This window comes from Nonomuraea sp. NPDC050680 (assembly GCF_040654555.1).
GTDB lineage: Bacteria > Actinomycetota > Actinomycetes > Streptosporangiales > Streptosporangiaceae > Nonomuraea.
Window position 1 is genome coordinate 447,906 of record NZ_JBFAIF010000002.1, and the last position, 18,825, is coordinate 466,730.

The window sequence follows — 18,825 nt, forward strand, 5'->3', positions numbered from 1 at the left end:
CTCGGGTGGATATTTCGGCTCAAGTCCTCCGTGATCGTCTTCGCGGCACGCTGCTCGCCGCCGCGGCCACCCCCATGACGGAGTCGGGCGAGGTGGATCTCGGCGTGGTGTCGCGCTACCTCGCCGGGCTGGTCGAGGACGGTGCCGACGGGCTGGCGGTGCTCGCGCACACCGGCCGCGGGCCGTACCTGACGCCGGACGTACGCGCCGCCGTGATCGAGCGCGCGGTCGCGCTCGGCGTGCCGGTCATCGTCGGCATCGGCGGCTCGCCGGAACAGTCCAGAGGCGTCGCCGGCTCGCCGGAGCAGACCGGGGGCGTCGCCGGCTCGCCGGAGCAGACAGGGGGTTTCGCTCAGGCCGAGGAGCAGGCCCGGGTGGCCGCGCGGCTCGGCGCCGATGGCGTCCTGGTCTTCCCCGCCGAGGGCGACCGGCTGGGCGGCCACGAGGCGATCTGGCAGGCGGCCGGGATCCCCATGATCGCCTTCGACCTCTACACCCGGCCCTGCCCACCTGAGACCATGCGGGACCTCCTCCGGCATCCCGGCGTGGCCGGGATCAAGACCGCGCTGCTGTCCGACGCCATGGGCTGCCAGCGCGCCATCACCCTCGCCAGGCAGGCCGGCAGGCTGGCCATCACCGGTGAGGACCGCATGTTCGGCCCGTCGCTCCTGTGGGGCGCCGAGGCCGCCCTGGTGGGCCTCGCGGCCGCGTCGGTCTCCGTCACCGCCGCGGTCATGGCCGCCTACCGAGGTTCGGACCTGCGGGCCTTCGACGCGGCGTCGGGCCGCCTGGACCGCCTGGCCACGGCCACCTTCACCGAGCCCATGGAGGGCTACGTCCAGCGCATGCTGTGGCTCGCGGCGGCCGAGGGCCGGATCCCGGAGTCCCACGCCCACGACCCGTACGGCCCGTCCCTGCCGGAGCAGGAACGGGCCGCGGTGGCGAGGGCGGCGGGTTACCTCGCCACGTAGGCGTCGGCGACGGTCTGCGTGACGGCGCTGCCGTCCTTGCCCTTCGCCTCGGCCTTGATCGTGATGCTGCCGGCGGGGTTGACCACCAGGACCTTGTAGGAGCCGCCCGGCGCCGGGAGGACGACGGCCGGCGTCCAGTGGGCGCCCTTGTCGGCGGAGGTCCAGACCCGCAGCGCGGACGCGCCGCCCTCGGCCTTGACGGTGAACGCGAACGGCCGGCCGGCCGCCACGGTGTCGTTGCCCGGCAGGTCGAGCTGGTAGCGGAGCTGGATCAGCGGCAGCTTGGCGCAGGGCTGCTCGTCATCGAAGAGCACACTGTCGATGCACTTGTAGGGGGCGTTGTTCTTGACCGGCCGGGCCGAACGGAACGTCCAGGAGGACTCGACGCTGGTGCCGGCGTGCTTGCCGGGGAAGGCGTCCTTCCACACGTCGGTCAGCCGGTACGTGCCCGACCCGGCGGGCACGCTGTAGTAGGGCACGCCGACCTCGTCGACCTGGGGCCGCACCTCCGTGTCGCCGTTGAACAGGTGGGTCTGCTCGTCGCCCGGCGCGCCCACGTAGGTGTGGCTGGGGTCGGAGGCGTCGGTGTAGTGGCCGAGGCCGAACGGGGCGAGCGCGCGCAGCCGCATCCGGTCGCCCTGGCGGCAGGTGTCGCACAAGATCGCCGGATCGACCCAGTCCGGCCGGTCAGGCCCGGTGGTGATCTGGGTGGGCAGGAGAGCCTCGTTCCAGTCCTCCCGCTCCCGGGTGGCGCGGATGAACGCCCGCTCGGACGTGGCCATCCGGATGGCGTCCGTGGCGGGGTCGCGGAACTGGTAGTCGCGCTGCCACAGCACCTCGCTGCCGGTCGTGTTGTAGTACTCGATCCGGGTCAGGGGCGCGCCGAACAGGTGCGAGCCCCGGACACTGAGCGGCTGGAGGGGGATGAAGGTGTGGTCGACCTCGTTGAAGTTCGGGTACGGCCCCCACGTCCCCTGCTGTGGGGAGAACTCGGCGTGGTAGGTGGTGTCGATCTCGGTCAGGTTGCGGGCCTTCGGGGCGAAGGTCAGGCGGCCGGCGGTGGCGCCCGTCACGTAGTAGGCCAGCTTGTACTCGAACGGGCTGGTCGGCTGGACGGTCAGCCTCCCGGTCGGGTAAGGCTCGCGGGCCATGGCGTTGCCGAGGGTGTCGGCTTCGGCGCTGTCGATCCACAGGATGGGCAGCTTGTTCTGGGCCTTGTACGCGTCGGCGCTCATGAGCCAGGCGAAGCGGTCGCTGGTGATCACACCCGCGGCGCCGCCCTTGATCGCCAGGTCAAGGTCGGCCAGGAGGAGCTGGAGCGAGTTCCTGGCGGGGAGGTAGACCAGTTTGCCGCGGACGTCCGCGCCGCTGACGGTCAGGCTCACGCGCTGGTCGGCGGCGAACTTGGGCACCAGGGCGTCGTGCTCACTGACGTAGCGCGGGTGCAGCCGCAGGCCCGGCACACTCAGCGAGACCTCCGGGGCCCGGCGGATCTCGTCGAACAGGAACGTGGCGGTGCCCACGGTCGGCTTGGACTTCGTGGGCGTGACCCAGTAATCGCCCGAGGAGACCGGCTCGTAGCTCAGCAGCGCGGCGCCGGCGTACATCCGCCCCGCGGCGGTCGTCCGCGTGTTCATCGTGTTCAGGAACACCGGCTCGGACTCTCGCGGCGTGCTGACCTGGAGCCGCTCGGTCTTGGTCGCGTCCAGGACGATCGTGGTGTCGCCGTCGAGCTTGGTCTCCGGGGCGAGCAGCAGCCCGTACTGGAGCTGCTGATGGGCCCGGCTGGTGAACCACCACGGCTGGGCGCTCGTGGAGTAGACGCCGCCGTGGGCGAGCTTGATCACGGTCTCCACCGTGCCGGGCACGTCGGTGGTCCGCCAGTTCTCGGTGATCATGGTGAGCGGCTCGCCGGCGAGGAGCGGATCGGTGTCGTTGACCCTGATCACGGACAGCGGTCCGGGGTGCAGCGTCGCCCACTCGGGCTTGCCGACGAGCTTGACGCGTACCGTGTCCATCTTGGCCTGCTTGCGGAAGGCGACGGGCGCCGTCAGCCGGTCGGTCCCGGCCGTCGCCGTCAGCCGGCCCTCGTACCATCCGGGCTCGCCGAGCTTGGGTTCGATGGTGAGGTCCGCGGCGGCGGTGCCGCCCGCGGGGACGGTCAGTGACGTCGGCGTGATCGAGGCCATCCCGGCGGGCGCCGGCGCCTCGCCGCGCGCCAGCGCCAGCGACAGGTCCAGCGTGACGGGGTCCTTGCCGGTGTTGCGGTAGGTCACCTTCTTGGTGAGCGTCTGGCCGGTGTACGGGTCGGTGAACCCGGCCGACACCGCCGACAGGTCGTCGAAGACCTGCTGGGTGACGGCCCGGCCGATGTCCAGCCGCCCGGCGCCCTGGTCGTACGGCGAGGTGGCGTCGAGGGGCTGCGCGGTGCCCACCAGGGCGGTCTTGAGCTGGTCGGCCGTCCAGTCGGGGTGCTGGGCGGCCAGGATGCCCGCCGCGGCGGCCACGTGCGGGGTGGCCATCGAGGTGCCGGACGCCGCCGTGTAGTTGTCGTCGATCGGGCCGCCGCCCGGGACACTGCTGCCCTCGCCGAGCGAGGTCCCGGCCGCGCGGGCCGCGATGATGTTCACGCCGGGCGCGGCGATCTCCGGCTTGATCGCGAAGTCGTCGCTCAGGCGCGGGCCGCGGCTGGAGAACGACGCGATCTTGTCGGCGGAGTCGACCGCCCCGACCGTCAGGGCCGAGGTCGCCGCGCCGGGCGCGGCCACGGTGAACCGGTCGGGGCCGGAGTTGCCCGCCGCGACCACGAACAGCGTGCCGTACTCGGCGGTCAGGTCGTTGGCCGCCTGGCTCAGCGGGTCGTTGCCGTCGGTCGCGCCGTTGCTGCCCAGGCTCATGTTGACCACCCGGGCGTGCTCGGTGGCCGCCTGCCACTCCATCGCCGCGATGATCTCGGAGTCGTTGCCGCTGCCGGTGTCGTCCAGCGCCTTGGCGATGGTCAGCCGGGCACCGGGCGCGACGCCCTTGTAGCGGCCGTCGGACGCGGCGCCGCTGCCCGCGATGATGCCCGCCACGTGGGTGCCGTGGCCGAACTTGTCGGAGACGTTGGCCGGGTCGCCGCCGCCGGGCCTGCCCGCCGGGACGAAGCTGCGGGCCTCGGCGATCCTGCCCTGCAGGTCGGGGTGCTGGGCGTCGATGCCGGTGTCGATGATGCCGACCGTCGCGCCGGTGCCGTCGAACCCGGCGGCCCACGCCTTCGGCGCGCCGATCTGCGGGTTGCTGACGTCGTCGAGCGCCTTGGCCTTCCCGTCGAGCCACACCTTGCGCAGGCCGCTCTCGAGGGCGGGGCTCGCCTTGGCCTTGACCTCCGGGGTCGTCTCCCCGGTGACGGACTGCCAGAAGGCTCGGGCCTGCTTCTTGTCGACCTTCAGCGCGGCGCCGTCGATGCTCTTCAGGACCAGCGGCTCCGCGCCGCCCTTCAACGACCGGGCCTTGCCCGCGACGTCGCCGGACTTCACCTGCGGCTGGTACTGGACGATGAGGGGGAGCCGATCGGCCTTGGCGTCGCCGTACCCGTTGACGGCCAGGTAGTCGACGTTGAACAGTTCCTTGTCCAGCAGGCCGCTGCTCACGTACGGCCCGGCGTCGGCGGGGATCACGTAGTAGCCGTGCTCGTTCTGCTCGGCCTGGTAGTTGCGCGCCTCGCGGCCGTCATCGGGGTCGACGGCCACCGACGCGCGGCCCGAGCCGTCCTTGGAGTACGTGACGGTGTCCCCGGTGATCAGGGTGACCTTGACCGGGCCCGTACCGACTGCCACCGGCGCGGCGGTGGTGGCGGTGGCGGCGGCGGTGGCCGGTCCTGGCACCGCGGTCAGCGGCACCGCCAGGGCCAGCACGAGTAAGGGCCCGAGTCCGCGGCGCCGGGGGATGGGCAGTATGGGCACAACACACTCCAGAGGTGTATGGAGATCGTTTCTTCGCTGACCTAATCTGGGAATCAGTCAGGGCACAAGTACGCCGAACGGGCCAAAACCCGCCAGGTGGCGGCATCCCGCCACCGGAGGAGGATGGTGGCGCATGCTCGAAGCGATCGGCCTGTCACCGGCCGAGAGCCGCCTGTACACGATGCTCGTCGAGAATCCGCGGTCATCGGCCGCCGAGCTCGCCACGCACTGCGGGGTGTCGACGCCGCTGGCCGCGCGCACGCTCGCGGGATTCGCCAGGCGCGGGCTGGCCAGCCGGCTGCCCGGCCGCCGCGCCCGGTACGTGGCGGTCGCGCCGGACATCGCCATCCGGCCGATGCTCAGCCGCCAGGAGGAGGAGCTGCACCAGGTACGGACGGCCATCCACGAGCTCACCACGTCGTTCCAGCGGGCCTCGCGCTACGCGGCGCATCCGGCCGAGCAGGTGGAGGTGGTCATGGGCACCGAGAACATCATCAGCCGGGCGTACGCGCTCCAGGACAGCGCGCAGAGCATGTTCCGCAACATCGACAAGCCCCCGTACGTCATGCCGGACCTCTCCGGCAACGTGGAGCGCGAGCAGCGGATGCTCCAGGCGGGGATCGACTACCGCAGCGTCTACGACCTGGAGGCGCTGGTGATGCCGGGCCGGCTGGAGCTGATCCAGGCCGCGGCGGCGCGCGGGGAGAAGGTGCGCGTGGTGGCGGACGCGTCGGTGAAGATGTGGATCGCCGACGACGCGCTGGCGCTGATCCCCATCCGCAACGGGGCGTACTCGATCGACGCGGCGTTCATCCTGCACCACTCGGCGCTGCTGGATGCGCTGATCGCGCTGTTCGAGCGGGAGTGGCTGCGCGGCTTCCCGTTACGCGCGGTGCCCCGGCCGCCCGCCGACGGTCCGGACGAGCTGGCCAGGGACCTGCTGGCGCTGCTGGCCGGGGGACTGACCGACGAGGGCATCGCGCGGGCGCTGGGGCTCGGGCTGCGTACCGTGCAGCGCCGCATCCACGACCTCATGCGGGACCTCAACGCCATCACCCGCTTTCAGGCGGGGATGGCGGCGAGGGAACGCGGCTGGATCTGACGGGCTCGGCGCTCGTTTTGACGGCTCTTTTTGACGGCTCAGTCTGGCGGCTCAGTTTGACGGCTCAGCGATGGCTCTCGCTCTGACGGGTCAGCGGCGGCCCGAGATGGCGATGCGGACCAGGTCGCGGCCGCGCACGCCGTACAGGGCCGTGCCGGAGGGGTCCAGGGCCAGCTTGGGCTCGCCGCCGAACCACTGACCGGCCAAGCCCTCGACGATCGCCTTCGCCGTGAACGTGACCAGGTCCAGCTTGTACACCTTGTCGCCGTCGGTGCAGTAGGCGACGCGGCCGGTGACGAACAGCTCGCCGCCCTTGGCGCCCACCTTCAGCGTCCTGGTGACCTTCTTGCGGATCAGGTCGAACTCGAACACCTCACCCGTGCTCGCCATGCCGTACAGGGTGATCGGGCCCAGCGCGAGGGAGGAGACGTACCGCGCGCCCGCGATCGGCTCGATCTGCCACAGCAGCTTCCGCTTGACCAGGTCGAACGCGGCCAGCCGGGCGCTCGTGGTGACGGGCGGCAGCCCGAGGCCCTCCTGGGTGGTGGTGCCGAGGTAGGCGATGCCGTGGCGGGTGGTGATGGAGTAGACGGTCTGCCGCTCCACGGCGGGTCGATAGGTCTCGTACGTGCCGGTGCGCGGTGAGTAGAGCGACAATGCGCCGTTCATGTGGCCGGGCTCCGGCTGCGAGGGCATCACGATCAGGCCCGTCCGCGTGTCGTAGGCCAGGTCGCGCGGCCGGTCCTGCTGGTTGCCGGTACGCGCCAGCAGCTTCGGCTCCGCCTCGCCCGGCCGGTAGGAGTAGAGCGCGGCCTGGGTGTAGACGCCGAGGTAGGTGGTGCCGCCGACGGTCAGCAGCGTCTTCGGCTCGCCCGAGATGCCCAGCCTGTTCACCTTGCCCGTGGCCAGGTCGTGGACGTCGGCGCCGCCCTTGCCGCCCACGTAGACGCGGTGGCCGTCGGAGTGGACCGACATGGGCTCCTCCGGCGCCGCCTTGAGCCCGCGCTGCACCAGGTTGAGGTAGTCGAGGGTGCCCGTCGCCGGGTCGTACACGAAGACCGCGCTGTCCTGGATGCCGTAGACGCGCCCCTCGTGGGCCAGCAGCCGGTGCGTGAGCGCCTCGAAGTACGGCACGCCCAGCACTTCCAGCTTGCCTGTGGCCAGTTCATAGCGGTAGAAGGTGCCCGAGGGGCGGCCGGAGAAGTAGACGAAGCCGTCGTGGATCAGCACCGCGACGACGTACTTCTCGCCCGGCGCCGTGGCCTTGACCAGCTTGTAGTCGCCCGGCGCGGCCTTGTCGAGGACGACCAGCTCGGCGAGGGAGTTCATGCCCCCCGCGAGGTGCGTGTCGGAGATGTTCATGCTCGACACCCAGTCGCGGTCGGCCAGGGCAGCCGGGAGCAGCTCCCGCTTCTCGCCGGTCGTGCGGTCGATCGCGATGAGGTGGGCGTGGGAGCCGACGCCCGCGTAGACGTACTTGTCGTCGGCCTGGATGCTGCGCACGTACGCCTCGCCGGGGGCGGGCTGGCCCAGGTCGCGGCTGGTGCCCGTGGCCGGGTCGTACTCCCAGACGCGGCCCGGCTCCGATGTGCCCATGTAGACCTTGCCGTCGGGGGAGGAGGCCATGGTCCAGATGTAGTGGTCGGGGTATTCGGCGACCTTCGTCACCTGTCCCGCGACGGTGTCGATGCGGTAGAGGTCGGAACGGGCGTGCGTGCCCACGTAGACGTCGGTGCCCACCCGGCACATCGCCCAGACGCCCACGCCGGTGGGGATGTCGAAATGGGTGGTGACCGAATCCTTGGCCAGGTCGTAGGCGCCCACCACGTTGGGAGACAGGCCGCGGGAGCCCACGTACAGGACGCCGCCGACGAACTCGCCGTTGCCCAGCGGGCTGGCGACGCTCGCGGGCCCGAGGCCGGTGACGGTGCCCTCGGGCTCGCGGCTGCTCGTGGTCTCCTCGCTGGACCGGGCTTCGGCGGTCCGGGCCTGGATGACCGGCACGGCGGTGAGGGAGGCGGCCGCGGCGGCCGCTCGCAGGAAACGACGACGGGGGATCATGTGCGGCTCCCTTGGTGAAGTTTCGCCGCACGCTATAACGGACCGGGCCGTAATGTCCAGATCGCTCCGAGAACGCTGAGGCCGCCGCCGGATCCGCCGGACTGCCGCTAGGCCGTCTCCAGGCCGAACAGTTCCGCCGCGTTGCGCCACGCGATCCGTTCGGCCGTCTCGCCGGTGAGGTTGGCCGCGGCGACCGAGCCGAAGGCCGACGACGGGTCGATGAGCGTCGCGTCGGTGCCGAACAGCAGTTGCCGCGCGTCCACGTTCGCCGCCACCTCGGCGATGCGGCCGGCCGGGGCATGGGACCAGCAGGGCTCCAGGTAGAGGCGGTCGCAGGCGCGGGCCGCCTCGATCGCGTACCGGAACCCGTCGGCGCCCATGTGCCCGGCGATCACCCGCAGCCCCGGCGTGTCGAGGCAGACCTGGGCCAGGTCGAGCACCGAGGGGCCCCAGGTGTGGACCAGCGCCGGGCAGCCCGCCGAGGCGACCAGTTCGAGGGCGTCGCGCAGCTGGGGCGAGGTGGCGGGCGAGCCCGTGTAGTCGGTGTGGATCTTGACGCCGACGAACCGGCCGGTCGGCAGGTATTCGGCCAGGTCCCGGACCGCCTCCTGAAGCCTGCGCGGGTTGATGGTGACGTAGCCGGACAACCGGCCCAGGCCGCCTCCGTGCCCGCCGTCGTGGCCGTTTCCCAGGTCGTTCAGGGCTGTGGCCAGGGCGCGGTTGCCTGCCGGGGCGTCGTAGATGACCGCCTCGGTGGCGGACACGATGGCCCGGTCGATGCCGTAGCGGTCCATGGTGGCGAGGGTCGCCCCGGCCACGTCCATGGTGAAGAACCAGGGGCCCCAGTGGGCGTGGACATCGATGATCATCCGAGTAGCCTCCTGGCGTTGCCGCCTGCCACGGCGGCCACCTCGCCGGGCTTCAGGCCGCTGGTCGCCAGCCTGAGCAGCGGGACGAGGGGTTCGTAGTGAGGGGTTCGTGAGCCGTACAGCAGCCGCTCGGCGCCGATCTCCGCGGCGACCGTCTCCAGCGCGTCGGGGGAGTTGAGCAGGCGGGTGGAGGTGTGGAAGCCGGGCTCGTCGGCGGCGGCCACCAGGAAGTCGCCCAGGTGGTAGAAGTGCGTGTCGAGGAAGACCACCCTGGCCTCCAGCCCGGCGAACGGCTGCCAGAACCTGCGTACGTCGCCACCGGTCAGGACCGTCATGTCCAGCCGCGCCGCCCGCCGGGCGACATGCCGGACCGAGGGGAAACCGGCCTCCACGCCCTGCTCATCCGGGAACAGCCGGACCACCCGGACGCCCGCGGCCGCGAGACGGTCCATCTCCCGCCCCGCCCCCACGGGATCCCGCAGATCCACCACCCCGACCGGTACGAACCCCACCGACGCACCTCCGCCGGATGCTCCCAGTGCGCCGGGCGCGCCCAGTGCGCCGGGCGCCGTCAGGGCGAGGGTCGCGTCGTTACCCGAGCGTACGTCGAAGAGCGCCGCGCGCAGGCTCGCCACCGCCCCCGCCCGGATCCGGTGCGCCGCCAGCATCGCCCGTACGGTGGCCGGTGTCCCGGGCGGCCCGTCGCGGTCCGGGTAGGCGCCCACGAGCACGTCGACGTCCAGGGCCACCTCCAGCCCACCGATCAGCCCCCAAGCGTCGAACGCCCTACCGGCCCTCTCCCAAACGGTCTTGTCCTTAATCGCCATGTCGCCAATCATGCCATTGACGAACAGCGCGCATAAGATTACGGTCAGGGCCAAAATTGCTCAGAAATGAACGCGAGGCCCACATGCTCCGCTCACTCATGGTCGTCGTGGCCGGCCTGTTACCCGCCCTCCTCACAGCCCCCACCGCCGCGGCCGTCGCCGCCACCGATTGTGCGAGCCCGGCGGTGGAGACGTTCGGGCCGGCGTCGGTCACCGGCGCGATCGTCGGCGCCGTCGTCCACGAAGGACACGCCTACGTCGTCGAACGCGGACCCAAGCCGCCCGTACTGGCGGAGATCGACCTGGCCACCCGCAAGGTCGTCAGAAGCGTCACGCTCCCCGACGGCCCGGCCGCGGGTGAGGCGGAGGGCGGCTGGGCCACCGCCGTGTCCGGCGGCAAGATCTATGTCGGCACGTACCCGGTCCCCGACCTCTACAGCTTCGACCCGGCGACGGGTGAGGTGAAGCGCCTGTACTCCTTCGGGAAGAACGGCGGTTTCGTCTGGAGCCTGACCGCGGCGCCCGATGGCACCCTCTACGCGGGGACGTACCCGGACGGCAAGGTCTGGGAGTACGTCCCCAGCACCGGCGCGGTCCGGAACTTCGGCGTTCTGGCGCCCGGCGAGCGTTACGTCAGAGCCATCGCCGCGGACGCCGACCACGTCTACGCCGGTCTGCTCGACAAGGCCCAGCTCATGTCGATCGACCGGGCCACCGGCACGGTCACGCGGCTGGCCACCGGCCCCACGGGATTCGGCGCCGTCGCGCAGCACGGCGACCGCGTGCTCGCGTCCAGCGGCGGGACCCTCATCGATGTGCGCAAGGACGGCACCGACCTCCGGCAGCCGGCCCTGGCGGAGGGCAGCCTCGACATGCTCACGGTGGCCGCCGACGGCACGGTCTACGCCACCACCCGCCCGGACGGAGCCGTCTACCGCTACCGGACCGGCGACGCCGGGCTCACGAAGATCGCCGACCCGCCGTCTCTCGGCGACGAGACCAGGCGGCTGGAACTGCTCGACGACAACACCCTCTTCGGTGTCTCGGGCTCCGGCGGTATGTGGTGGCTCGACCTGCGCACGGGCAAGTCTGAGTTCGTGGACCTGATCGAGGCCGGAATACCCGCCGGCGCCGAACGGCCGCAGAGCATGCTGCTCGTGCCCAACCGCGCCCTCTACATCGGCGGGCACTTCTCGATGGAGGTCCGCGACCTGCGTACGGGCGCCAAGCGCAGGTTTCGCCTGCCCGGCGAGCCCAAGGACCTGGTACGGCGCGGCGACAAGATCTACGCGGCGATGTACCCCAGCGGGCAGATCCTCTCCATCGACATCCGCACCGACCAGGTGCGCGGGCTCGGCTACCTGGGCCACGACCAGCAGCGGCCGTGGGACATCGAGTACGACCCGGTGACCGACAAGCTCCTGGTGGCCTCCGCGCCGCTCGGCCCCAAGCTGTCGGGCGCCCTGTCCGTGGTCGACCCCGACACCGGCAAGATGGACGTCTACCTGGACGTCATCCCCGGCCAGAGCCTGATGAGCCTCTCGCTGGGCAACGGCGTCGTCTACCTGGGCGGCGACGTGCTCGGTGGCGGGGGCACCCCGCCGGTCAAGACCTCGGCGTCCGTGGCGGCCTTCGACCTGAGGAAGCGCAAGGTGCTCTGGCAGGTCGATCCCGTCGCCAATTTCCGTACGTTCCAGGACATCAAGGTGCACCGCGGGCTGCTGTACGGGGTGTACAAGCGCGACTCGGGAGCCTGGATCGCGATGGACCTGGCCACCAAGAAGGTGGTCAGCCAGGGCAAGCTCGCCGGTTACGGCGAACTGACCGTGCATCGGGACAAGGTGTTCGTGTCCACCTTCTTCGGCGGCGGCAACGCCTACGAACTGGGCACCGAGGCCAAGCTGCTGGCCACCGGCCTGGGCGACGAGTGGTACACCAATCCCCAGCTCCACTTCGAGCCCGGCAGCTGGCGCGCCTGGGCCCTGGTGGGCCGGAACCTGGCCCGGATCAGGCTCGACCCCGGCTGCCCGCCCTTGACCATCCCGGCGACCGCTGGCTAGATTTCGGTCTGTGCCGAAATCAGTGATCGATGCCCACCGGCTGATCGGTCCCGTACCGTTCGACGACCTGCCGTCGGACCCCGGGCCCGAGATGGACCGGCTGGGCATCGACCGGGCCTGTGTGACCCACACGCTCAGCCTCTACTCGGACGCCCAGGCGGGTAACGAGGCCCTCCTGCGGCTGGACGACCCCCGGCTCATCCCGGTGCCCGTCGTGGTACCCGGTGTGACGGGGGCGTCCGCGCCGGCCGAGCTGCACGAGGTGCTGGGGTGGAACGTCCGCATGATCAGGCTCTGTCCCGAACGCCACCGCTTCGACCTCACCGGCCCGACCGCCCTGCGCTGGCTGGCCGCGCTCGGCCTGTCCGTCGCGATCGACCTTGAGGAGACGTCGCCCGCCCAGCTCCGTACGCTGATGGAGCGACTGCCCGAGCAGCGCGTCCTCCTGCTCAACCCGGGCTACCGCCGCCTGCGCGCGGTGGCCGAACTGATGGCGGAGACCCGCCGCCTCTGGCTGGAGATCGGCACCGTCAACACCCAGGGCGGCGTCGAATGGCTCGCCCACCGGTTCGGGGCGGACCGGCTGGTCTTCGGTACGGGCGCGCCGATCGCCGACGACTGCGGCCCCCGCTTCCTCCTCGACCACCTCGACCTGGAGCCGTCCGCCGTCGACCTGATCGCCGCCGGCTCCCTGAGCGGGCTGATGTGATCCCCTTTCCTGAGCGGGCTGATGTGACCCTCTTTCCTGAGCGGGGCGATGTGACCCGCCTTTTTCCTGAGCGGGCCGATGTGATCCTGGACGCGCACGGCCATGTCGGCGAGTGGCCCGACTTCCTCATCCCCGATCCGTCCGCGGCGGGCCTGGTGGCCACGATGGACCGGATCGGCGTCACCGCGATGGGCATCAGCCACCTGCTCGCCGTCGGCCCGGACGCCGTACGCGGCAACCGGCTGGCCGCCGAGATCGCCGAGCGCTTCCCCGGCCGGTTCGGCGTCTGGCAGGTCTACAACCCGCACCACCGCACACCCCTGACCCTGGAGGGCGTGTGGGGCGTGAAACTGCATCCCGACGTGCACCAGTGCCGTCTGGACGACCCGCTCTACGACCCGGTGTGGGAGCTCGGCCTGCCCGTTCTCGCCCACGGCCAGACCGATTCGCCGTGGAGCGACCCCGTCCAGTTCGCCGCCGTCGCCGCCCGCCATCCGGCGGTGCCGCTGCTCATGGGGCACACCGGGCTCTGGGTGTACGGCTTCGCCCGCGCCGCCCGGCTGGCGGCCGACCACCCGAACCTCTACCTGGAGATCTGCGGCTCCAAGATGACCGGCCGCTGGATCGCCCGCCTCGTCGACATGATCGGGGCGGACCGGGTGGTGTTCGGCTCTGACGCCTGCTTCCTGGACCTGCGCACCGGTTTCGGCCGCATCGCCCTCGCCCCGCTCACTGACACGGACCGCACCCTCATCCAGGGCGCCAACCTCGCCCGCCTCCTCGACCTTCCCCAGCCTTCCCCGACGTCGCATCGAAAGGGACGCTCCCTGTGACACTCGCCCTCCACGGTGGTACGCCGGTCCGCTCGGCGCCCTGGCCCGCATGGCCGCCGCCGCTCGACCCGGCCCAGCGCGCTCTCGTCACCGAGGTCCTGGAGAGCGGCCGGTGGGGCGCCACCCAGGGCGGTTCCACGGTCGCGGACCTGACCGCCGCGTTCGCCCACAGGTCCGGCGTGCCGTACGGCGTGGCGGTAGGGAACGCGACACTGGGCCTGTTCGCCGCGCTGAGAGGTCTGGGCGTGGGGCGGGGCGAGGAGGTGATCGTGCCCGCCTACACCTTCGTCGCCTCGGCCACGGCGGTGCTCCTCGCCGGCGCCACGCCCGTGATCGTCGACGTGGACCCGGTGGACCTGCATCTGTCACCGGAGGCCGTCGAAGCGGCGCTGACGGACAGAACGGCCGCCATCATGCCCGTCCATCTGGCCGGCAGCCCAGCCGACATGGACCCGCTCAACGCGCTGGCGGCCCGCCACGGCCTGGTCGTGGTCGAGGACACCGCCCAGGCGCACGGCGCGACCTACAAGGACCGCCCGGTCGGCGGCCTGGGCGACGCCGGGGTGTACAGCTTCCAGGCGAGCAAGGCCATGACGGCGGGCGAGGGCGGCCTGATCGTCTGCCGCGACGAGGCCGCGTACGAGGCGATCTGGTCGGTCTGCAACCTCGGCCGCAGACTCGGCGGCCAGTGGTACGGCCACCCGTCGGTCGGCTGGAACCTCCGGCTCACCGAGATCCAGGCCGCCCTCCTGCTGCCCTGGCTCGACCGCCTCGACGCCGAGATCGACCGCCGCGAGGACTTCTGCGCCGCCGTCGAACGCGAACTGACCGCCCAGCGATGTGCGGCGAACGGCGGTGAATCGGCGGGTGCGGGTTCGGTGAGTGTGGTGCCACGGCCGCCTGGTACCACCCGGGACTCCCGGCACCTGCTCATGCTCCGCTTCCACGAGCCGGTGGACCGGGAGTTCCTGCTGGCCGCGATGGCCGCCGAGGGGGTGCCGCTCGAAGGCGGGTACCCGCCGCTCGGGACGATGGCGGCGCTCACCCGGGAGGGCGCTCGGGCGGAGCCGTGCCCGGCCGCCGAGGCGGCGGCTCGGGAGGTGGTCTGGGTCCGGCAGTCGATGCTCATGGACGATCCCCGCCACGCCTCCCACCTGGCCGAGGCCCTGGCCAAGGTGCTGGCCGCCACGCCGCCCACCTGACCGAGGCGCCGGCCAAGGTGCCGGCCGCGGTGCCGACGCGCGGCGCCCGGGTGGCCTGGCCGGGTTGGACCGTCGTGGACGGCCGGCCTGCCCCACAGGGCGGCGCTCACTTTGGCAGATACGGATCTACTTTGTAAAGGCGCGCCGCCGCGTCTATGGCACCATGCACTGCATGGGACCGTCACGGATCCTCGCCGTACGACACGGCGAAAGCGAGGCGAACGCCGCCTACCGGCGGGCGGGCGACACGCCGCTCGTCTACGAGCGCGGCGATGACGAGGTGACCCTGACGGCCCTGGGGCGGCGGCAGGCCGGGGCGCTCGGGCAGTTGCTGGGGGCGCTGCCGGAGGAGGAGGCGCCCGAGGTCGTGTGGTGCTCGCCCTACACGCGCGCGCTCGACACCTGGGCGAGTGCCTCCGAGGTGTGGCGGACGTTGCCGGTGACCACGGACGAGCGGCTCAGAGACCAGGAGCGGGGGATGCTCGCTCCGTACAACGAGGCGGAGATCGGGCGGCGCCATCCCGAGGAGCTGGCGCGGTGGCGGGTGGCGGGGGACTACGACTATCGGCCGCCGGGCGGTGAGTCGGTGGGTGACGTGGCGGTACGGGTGCGTGCGGCGGTCGGTGACCTGGGCGCGCGGGCCGACGGGCGGCGGGTGCTGATCGTCGCGCACGACACCGTGGTGCTGGCTCTGCGGCATGTGATCGCCGAGACGCCGGACGCCGACCTGGCCGCCATGGAGGAGTTCGCGCCCGTGCTCAACGCGTCCGTCTCGACGTGGCGGGCGCTGGAGGGCCGTCTCGAGCTGCTGTCCTTCAACGACATCGACCACCTGCGGTCCTTATAGCGACATCAGCCACTTAACGCCATCGAGCACCTGCGGTCGTTCTGACGAGGTCGGCCCGGCCTCGCGTGTCGTCGGCGTCGAACCATTCCTGCTCGGTGGCGAACCACACGCGCCACCTCGGCTCCAGCTCAGGGCCATCACGCTCGATCACCCGGCGCAGCCGCACCTCTTCGGGGGCCTCCACCCAGATGGTGAAGGCGAGCAGGTGGGCCGCCGATCTGCGGGCCGTGCCCACGCCTTCGATGATCAGGACCGGTGCGGCGGGGACCGTGATCAGGTCGGTGTACTCGCCGCGTACCCAGTCATAACGGCGGAACGCGCCCGGGAGTCCGCGCTGGAGAGGGCGGAGTACCTGCGTGTCGAGGGCGTCGAACCAGCCGCCGGGGCCCTCGTCCCACGGGACCGGGAAGTCGTCGCTGTGCACCACCTGGCAGCCGAGTTCGGCGGCCAGTTCGCCGGCGAACGTGGTCTTGCCCGACCCGGCGGGGCCGTCGACGGCGACCAGCCGGACCGGCCCGCACGACGGATCGAGCGCCTGGATGCGGCGGACGGGCGATGTCACGGCTACCAGGGTAGGTGAAGGAGACAGGGAGCCTGAAAGACTACTCTTTCGCCACGAACGCAATTCTGGAGGCTGATCTTGCCCGGACCCCTTGGTGACATCGTGGTGCTGGATCTGTCCAGAGCCTTGGCGGGCCCGCACGCGGCCCAGATGCTCGGCGACCTCGGCGCCCGGGTGATCAAGGTGGAGCATCCGGACGGAGGGGACGAGTCCCGGGGCTGGGGGCCGCCCTTCGTCGGGCCGGATCACGATATTTCCACCTATTTCCTGGCGGCGAACCGCAACAAGCAGTCCATCGCCATCGACCTGAAGTCCGCAGAGGGCAAGCAACTCGTCGAGCGCCTGGTACGCCAGAGCGACGTGCTCATCGAGAACTTCCGTACCGGCGTGCTCGACCGCCTCGGCTTCTCCGTCGAGCTGCTGCACGAGCTCAACCCGCGCCTGGTCATCCTGTCGATCACCGGCTTCGGCCACGACGGGCCCGAGGGCGGCCGGCCGGGCTATGACCAGATCGCCCAGGGCGAGGCCGGCCTGATGTCGCTGACGGGCCCCTCGCGCGACGAGCCGTACCGCGTGGGCGCCTCCATCGCCGACCTGCTCGCGGGCATCCACGGCGCGTACGGCGTGACCGGGGCCCTGTACGAGCGGGAGCGGACCGGCAGGGGCCGGGTGGTGCGTACGTCGCTGCTGGCCGCAGTCACGGGCGTGCACTCCTACCACGGCACGGCGTGGACGGTGGGCGGCCAGGTGCCCGGCGCGAACGGCAACCACCACGCCTCGATCGCCCCCTACGGCGCCTTCCATTGCGCCGACGGGATGCTGCAGATCGCGGCGGCCAACGACGGCCAGTGGAAGAAGGTGGCCGCCCTACTGGGCATAGACCCAGATGTGGCTAAATATGCGACTAACAGGGAGCGATTCGCCCATCGGGATGAGTTGATCGCCGACATGGAAAAGGCTCTGGCCGCGCACGACCGCGGCCACTGGCTGGCCAGGCTCGGCGAGGCAGGAGTGCCCGCGGGCGCGATCCGCTCGATCGACGAGGTCTACTCCTGGGACCAGACCCGCTCGCAGGGCCTGGTGATCGAGGTGGACCATCCCGTCCTCGGCCGCATCGAACTGCCCGGCCCCCCACTGCGCTTCGAAGACGGGCCCGACGGCCGCACTGAGGTGGTGCACACTGCGCCGCCCGCCCTGGGCCAGGACGGCGACGCCGTACTCAGCTGGCTGCAAGAGCGCGAGGGGTGATGCGAATCCGATGGCACCGGCGGGCGCTCTGGTGCGTCAACATTCCAACATCGCCGGTTAGTAGGGAGCCATGGTGAGCCGTCCGGACGCGCGCACACTGATCGAAACGGTCCTTGACGCGGGATCGTGGAAGTCGTGGGACGCGCCGCCCGCCGATCCGGTGGCGCCGGGCTCCTCCTATGCCGACGAGCTGGCCGCGGCCCGCGCCAAGTCCGGCTACGACGAGTCCGTCGTCACCGGTGAGGGCCTGCTCGACGGGCGCCGGGTCGCCGTCGTGGTCTCCGAGTTCTCGTTCATGGCCGGATCGATCGGGGTGGCGGCGGCCGAGCGGGTCGTCGCCGCGGCCGAGCGGGCCACCCGTGAGCGGCTGCCGCTGCTGGCCGCGCCCGCCTCGGGCGGCACCAGGATGCAGGAGGGCGCGCTCGCTTTCGTGCAGATGGTGAAGATCACCGCCGCGGTGCAGGCGCATCGCGGGGCGGGGCTACCGTTCGTGGTGTATTTGCGGCATCCGACGACCGGCGGGGTGTTCGCGTCCTGGGGCTCGCTCGGGCATGTCACCGCCGCGGAGCCGGGGGCGCTGATCGGGTTCCTGGGGCCGCGGGTGTTCGAGTCGTTGCACGGCTATCCGTTCCCCGAAGGCGTACAGGTGGCCGAGAACCTGCACGAGCACGGGCTGGTCGACGCCGTGGTGTCGGCCGACGACGCGCGGGAGGTGGCGATCAGGGCGCTGTCCGTGCTGTGCGCCGAACGTAGCGGGCTGGTCGCCGGCGAGCCGCCCGAGGAGGACCTGCGGCCGGTGGAGGCGTGGGAGGCGATCACCCGCTCGCGCCGCGACGACCGTCCCGGCGCGCGCACGCTGCTCAAGCTGGCCGCCACTGACGTGACCCCGCTCACCGGCAACGGCGCGGGCGAGAACGAGCCGGGCCTGCTGCTGGCGCTCGCGCGGTTCGGCAGCGCGCCGGCCGTCGTGCTCGGCCAGGACCGGCGCCGGGCGCGGCCCAGCTCGCCGCTCGGCCCCGGCGGGCTGCGGATGGCCAGGCGCGGCATGCGGCTGGCCGCCGAGCTGGGGCTGCCCCTGGTCACCGTGATCGACACGGCGGGCGCGGCGCTGTCGAAGGCGGCCGAGGAGGGCGGGCTGGCCGCGGAGATCGCCCGCTGCCTGGCCGACCTGGTCATGCTCGACGCGCCGACGGTGTGCCTGCTGCTCGGTGAGGGCGCGGGCGGCGCGGCGCTCGCCCTGCTGCCCGCCGACCGGGTGCTGTGCGCGCAGCACGCGTGGCTGTCGCCGCTGCCGCCGGAGGGCGCCTCGGCGATCCTCTATCGCAGCGTGGACTTCGCGCCGGAGATCGCCCAGCAGCAGCGGGTGCGGGCCACCGACCTGCGGCGTGACGGGATCGTCGACCGGGTGATCCCGGAGGTGCCGGACGCCGCGTACGAGCCGCGCGCGTTCTGCGAGCGGGTGGGACGGGCGCTGGAGTACGAGATCGCCGGACTCCTGGCGCGGAGCCCGGCGGACCGTCGAGTGGCCCGCCAGGCCCGCTACCGCAACCTGGGCGGCTAGCCTGGCGGACCGTTACCGCTACCTGGACG

General features: G+C 71.8%; 14 protein-coding genes. 9 read left to right on the forward strand and 5 right to left on the reverse strand.

The features are described 5' to 3' along the window. The first annotated feature begins 5 nt into the window (after positions 1 to 5). Positions 6 to 971, forward strand: coding sequence for a dihydrodipicolinate synthase family protein (locus tag AB0H88_RS08575; RefSeq protein WP_357642650.1), 966 nt, complete (start codon positions 6 to 8; stop codon positions 969 to 971). Here AB0H88_RS08575 and AB0H88_RS08580 read toward each other — a convergent pair. After that, positions 956 to 4,915 (reverse strand): S8 family serine peptidase, encoded by a 3,960-nt coding sequence (locus tag AB0H88_RS08580; RefSeq protein WP_357642651.1) that lies wholly within the window; start codon positions 4,913 to 4,915, stop codon positions 956 to 958. The two genes, AB0H88_RS08575 and AB0H88_RS08580, sit on opposite strands and share 16 nt — an antisense overlap. 133 nt (positions 4,916 to 5,048) lie before the next feature. On the opposite strand from AB0H88_RS08580, the gene AB0H88_RS08585 reads away from it, so the two are divergent. Continuing rightward, entirely contained in the window at positions 5,049 to 6,017 is a 969-nt protein-coding gene (locus AB0H88_RS08585; protein WP_357642652.1) for a helix-turn-helix domain-containing protein, read from the forward strand. A 90-nt stretch (positions 6,018 to 6,107) separates the two neighbouring features. On the opposite strand, the gene AB0H88_RS08590 is transcribed toward AB0H88_RS08585, so the two are convergent. The 3 genes from AB0H88_RS08590 to AB0H88_RS08600 all read right to left on the reverse strand — a co-directional run bounded on the left by AB0H88_RS08590 (position 6,108) and on the right by AB0H88_RS08600 (position 9,774). Next, on the reverse strand, positions 6,108 to 8,078 hold the full coding sequence (locus AB0H88_RS08590; protein ID WP_357642653.1) for a hypothetical protein: 1,971 nt from the start codon (positions 8,076 to 8,078) through the stop codon (positions 6,108 to 6,110). Between the two features lie 107 nt (positions 8,079 to 8,185). Next, on the reverse strand, positions 8,186 to 8,947 hold the full coding sequence (locus tag AB0H88_RS08595) for an amidohydrolase family protein (RefSeq protein ID WP_357642654.1): 762 nt from the start codon (positions 8,945 to 8,947) through the stop codon (positions 8,186 to 8,188). After that, a complete protein-coding gene (locus tag AB0H88_RS08600; protein WP_357642655.1) occupies positions 8,944 to 9,774 on the reverse strand; it encodes an amidohydrolase family protein in 831 nt (276 codons plus the stop codon). The genes AB0H88_RS08595 and AB0H88_RS08600 overlap by 4 nt, the downstream gene beginning before the upstream one ends. A gap of 83 nt (positions 9,775 to 9,857) precedes the next feature. Between AB0H88_RS08600 and AB0H88_RS08605 the strand changes: the two genes are divergently transcribed. From AB0H88_RS08605 to AB0H88_RS08625, 5 genes are all read left to right on the forward strand, one after another. Then, entirely contained in the window at positions 9,858 to 11,834 is a 1,977-nt protein-coding gene (locus tag AB0H88_RS08605; RefSeq protein ID WP_357642656.1) for a hypothetical protein, read from the forward strand. A gap of 10 nt (positions 11,835 to 11,844) precedes the next feature. After that, positions 11,845 to 12,543, forward strand: a complete 699-nt coding sequence (locus AB0H88_RS08610) for an amidohydrolase family protein (RefSeq protein WP_357642657.1) — start codon at positions 11,845 to 11,847, stop codon at positions 12,541 to 12,543. Positions 12,544 to 12,566: 23 nt separating this feature from the next. After that, positions 12,567 to 13,376, forward strand: a complete 810-nt coding sequence (locus AB0H88_RS08615) for an amidohydrolase family protein (RefSeq protein ID WP_357642658.1) — start codon at positions 12,567 to 12,569, stop codon at positions 13,374 to 13,376. After that, a complete protein-coding gene (locus AB0H88_RS08620) occupies positions 13,373 to 14,578 on the forward strand; it encodes a DegT/DnrJ/EryC1/StrS family aminotransferase (protein ID WP_357642659.1) in 1,206 nt (401 codons plus the stop codon). Before AB0H88_RS08615 ends, AB0H88_RS08620 begins: the two co-directional genes overlap by 4 nt. A gap of 172 nt (positions 14,579 to 14,750) precedes the next feature. Beyond that, positions 14,751 to 15,425: a histidine phosphatase family protein gene (locus AB0H88_RS08625; protein WP_357642660.1), complete on the forward strand. Its 675-nt coding sequence runs from the start codon at positions 14,751 to 14,753 to the stop codon at positions 15,423 to 15,425. Positions 15,426 to 15,438: 13 nt separating this feature from the next. On the opposite strand, the gene AB0H88_RS08630 is transcribed toward AB0H88_RS08625, so the two are convergent. After that, a complete protein-coding gene (locus AB0H88_RS08630) occupies positions 15,439 to 15,987 on the reverse strand; it encodes an AAA family ATPase (protein ID WP_357642661.1) in 549 nt (182 codons plus the stop codon). Between the two features lie 78 nt (positions 15,988 to 16,065). Between AB0H88_RS08630 and AB0H88_RS08635 the strand changes: the two genes are divergently transcribed. Then, positions 16,066 to 17,235 carry a CoA transferase gene (locus AB0H88_RS08635; protein ID WP_357642662.1) on the forward strand — a complete coding sequence of 390 codons (1,170 nt, stop codon included), beginning with the start codon at positions 16,066 to 16,068 and terminating at the stop codon, positions 17,233 to 17,235. A gap of 70 nt (positions 17,236 to 17,305) precedes the next feature. Next, the gene (locus AB0H88_RS08640; protein WP_357642663.1) at positions 17,306 to 18,796 is read left to right on the forward strand and encodes a carboxyl transferase domain-containing protein; all 1,491 of its coding nucleotides are present in this window, start codon (positions 17,306 to 17,308) and stop codon (positions 18,794 to 18,796) included. Positions 18,797 to 18,825: the final 29 nt, after the last annotated feature.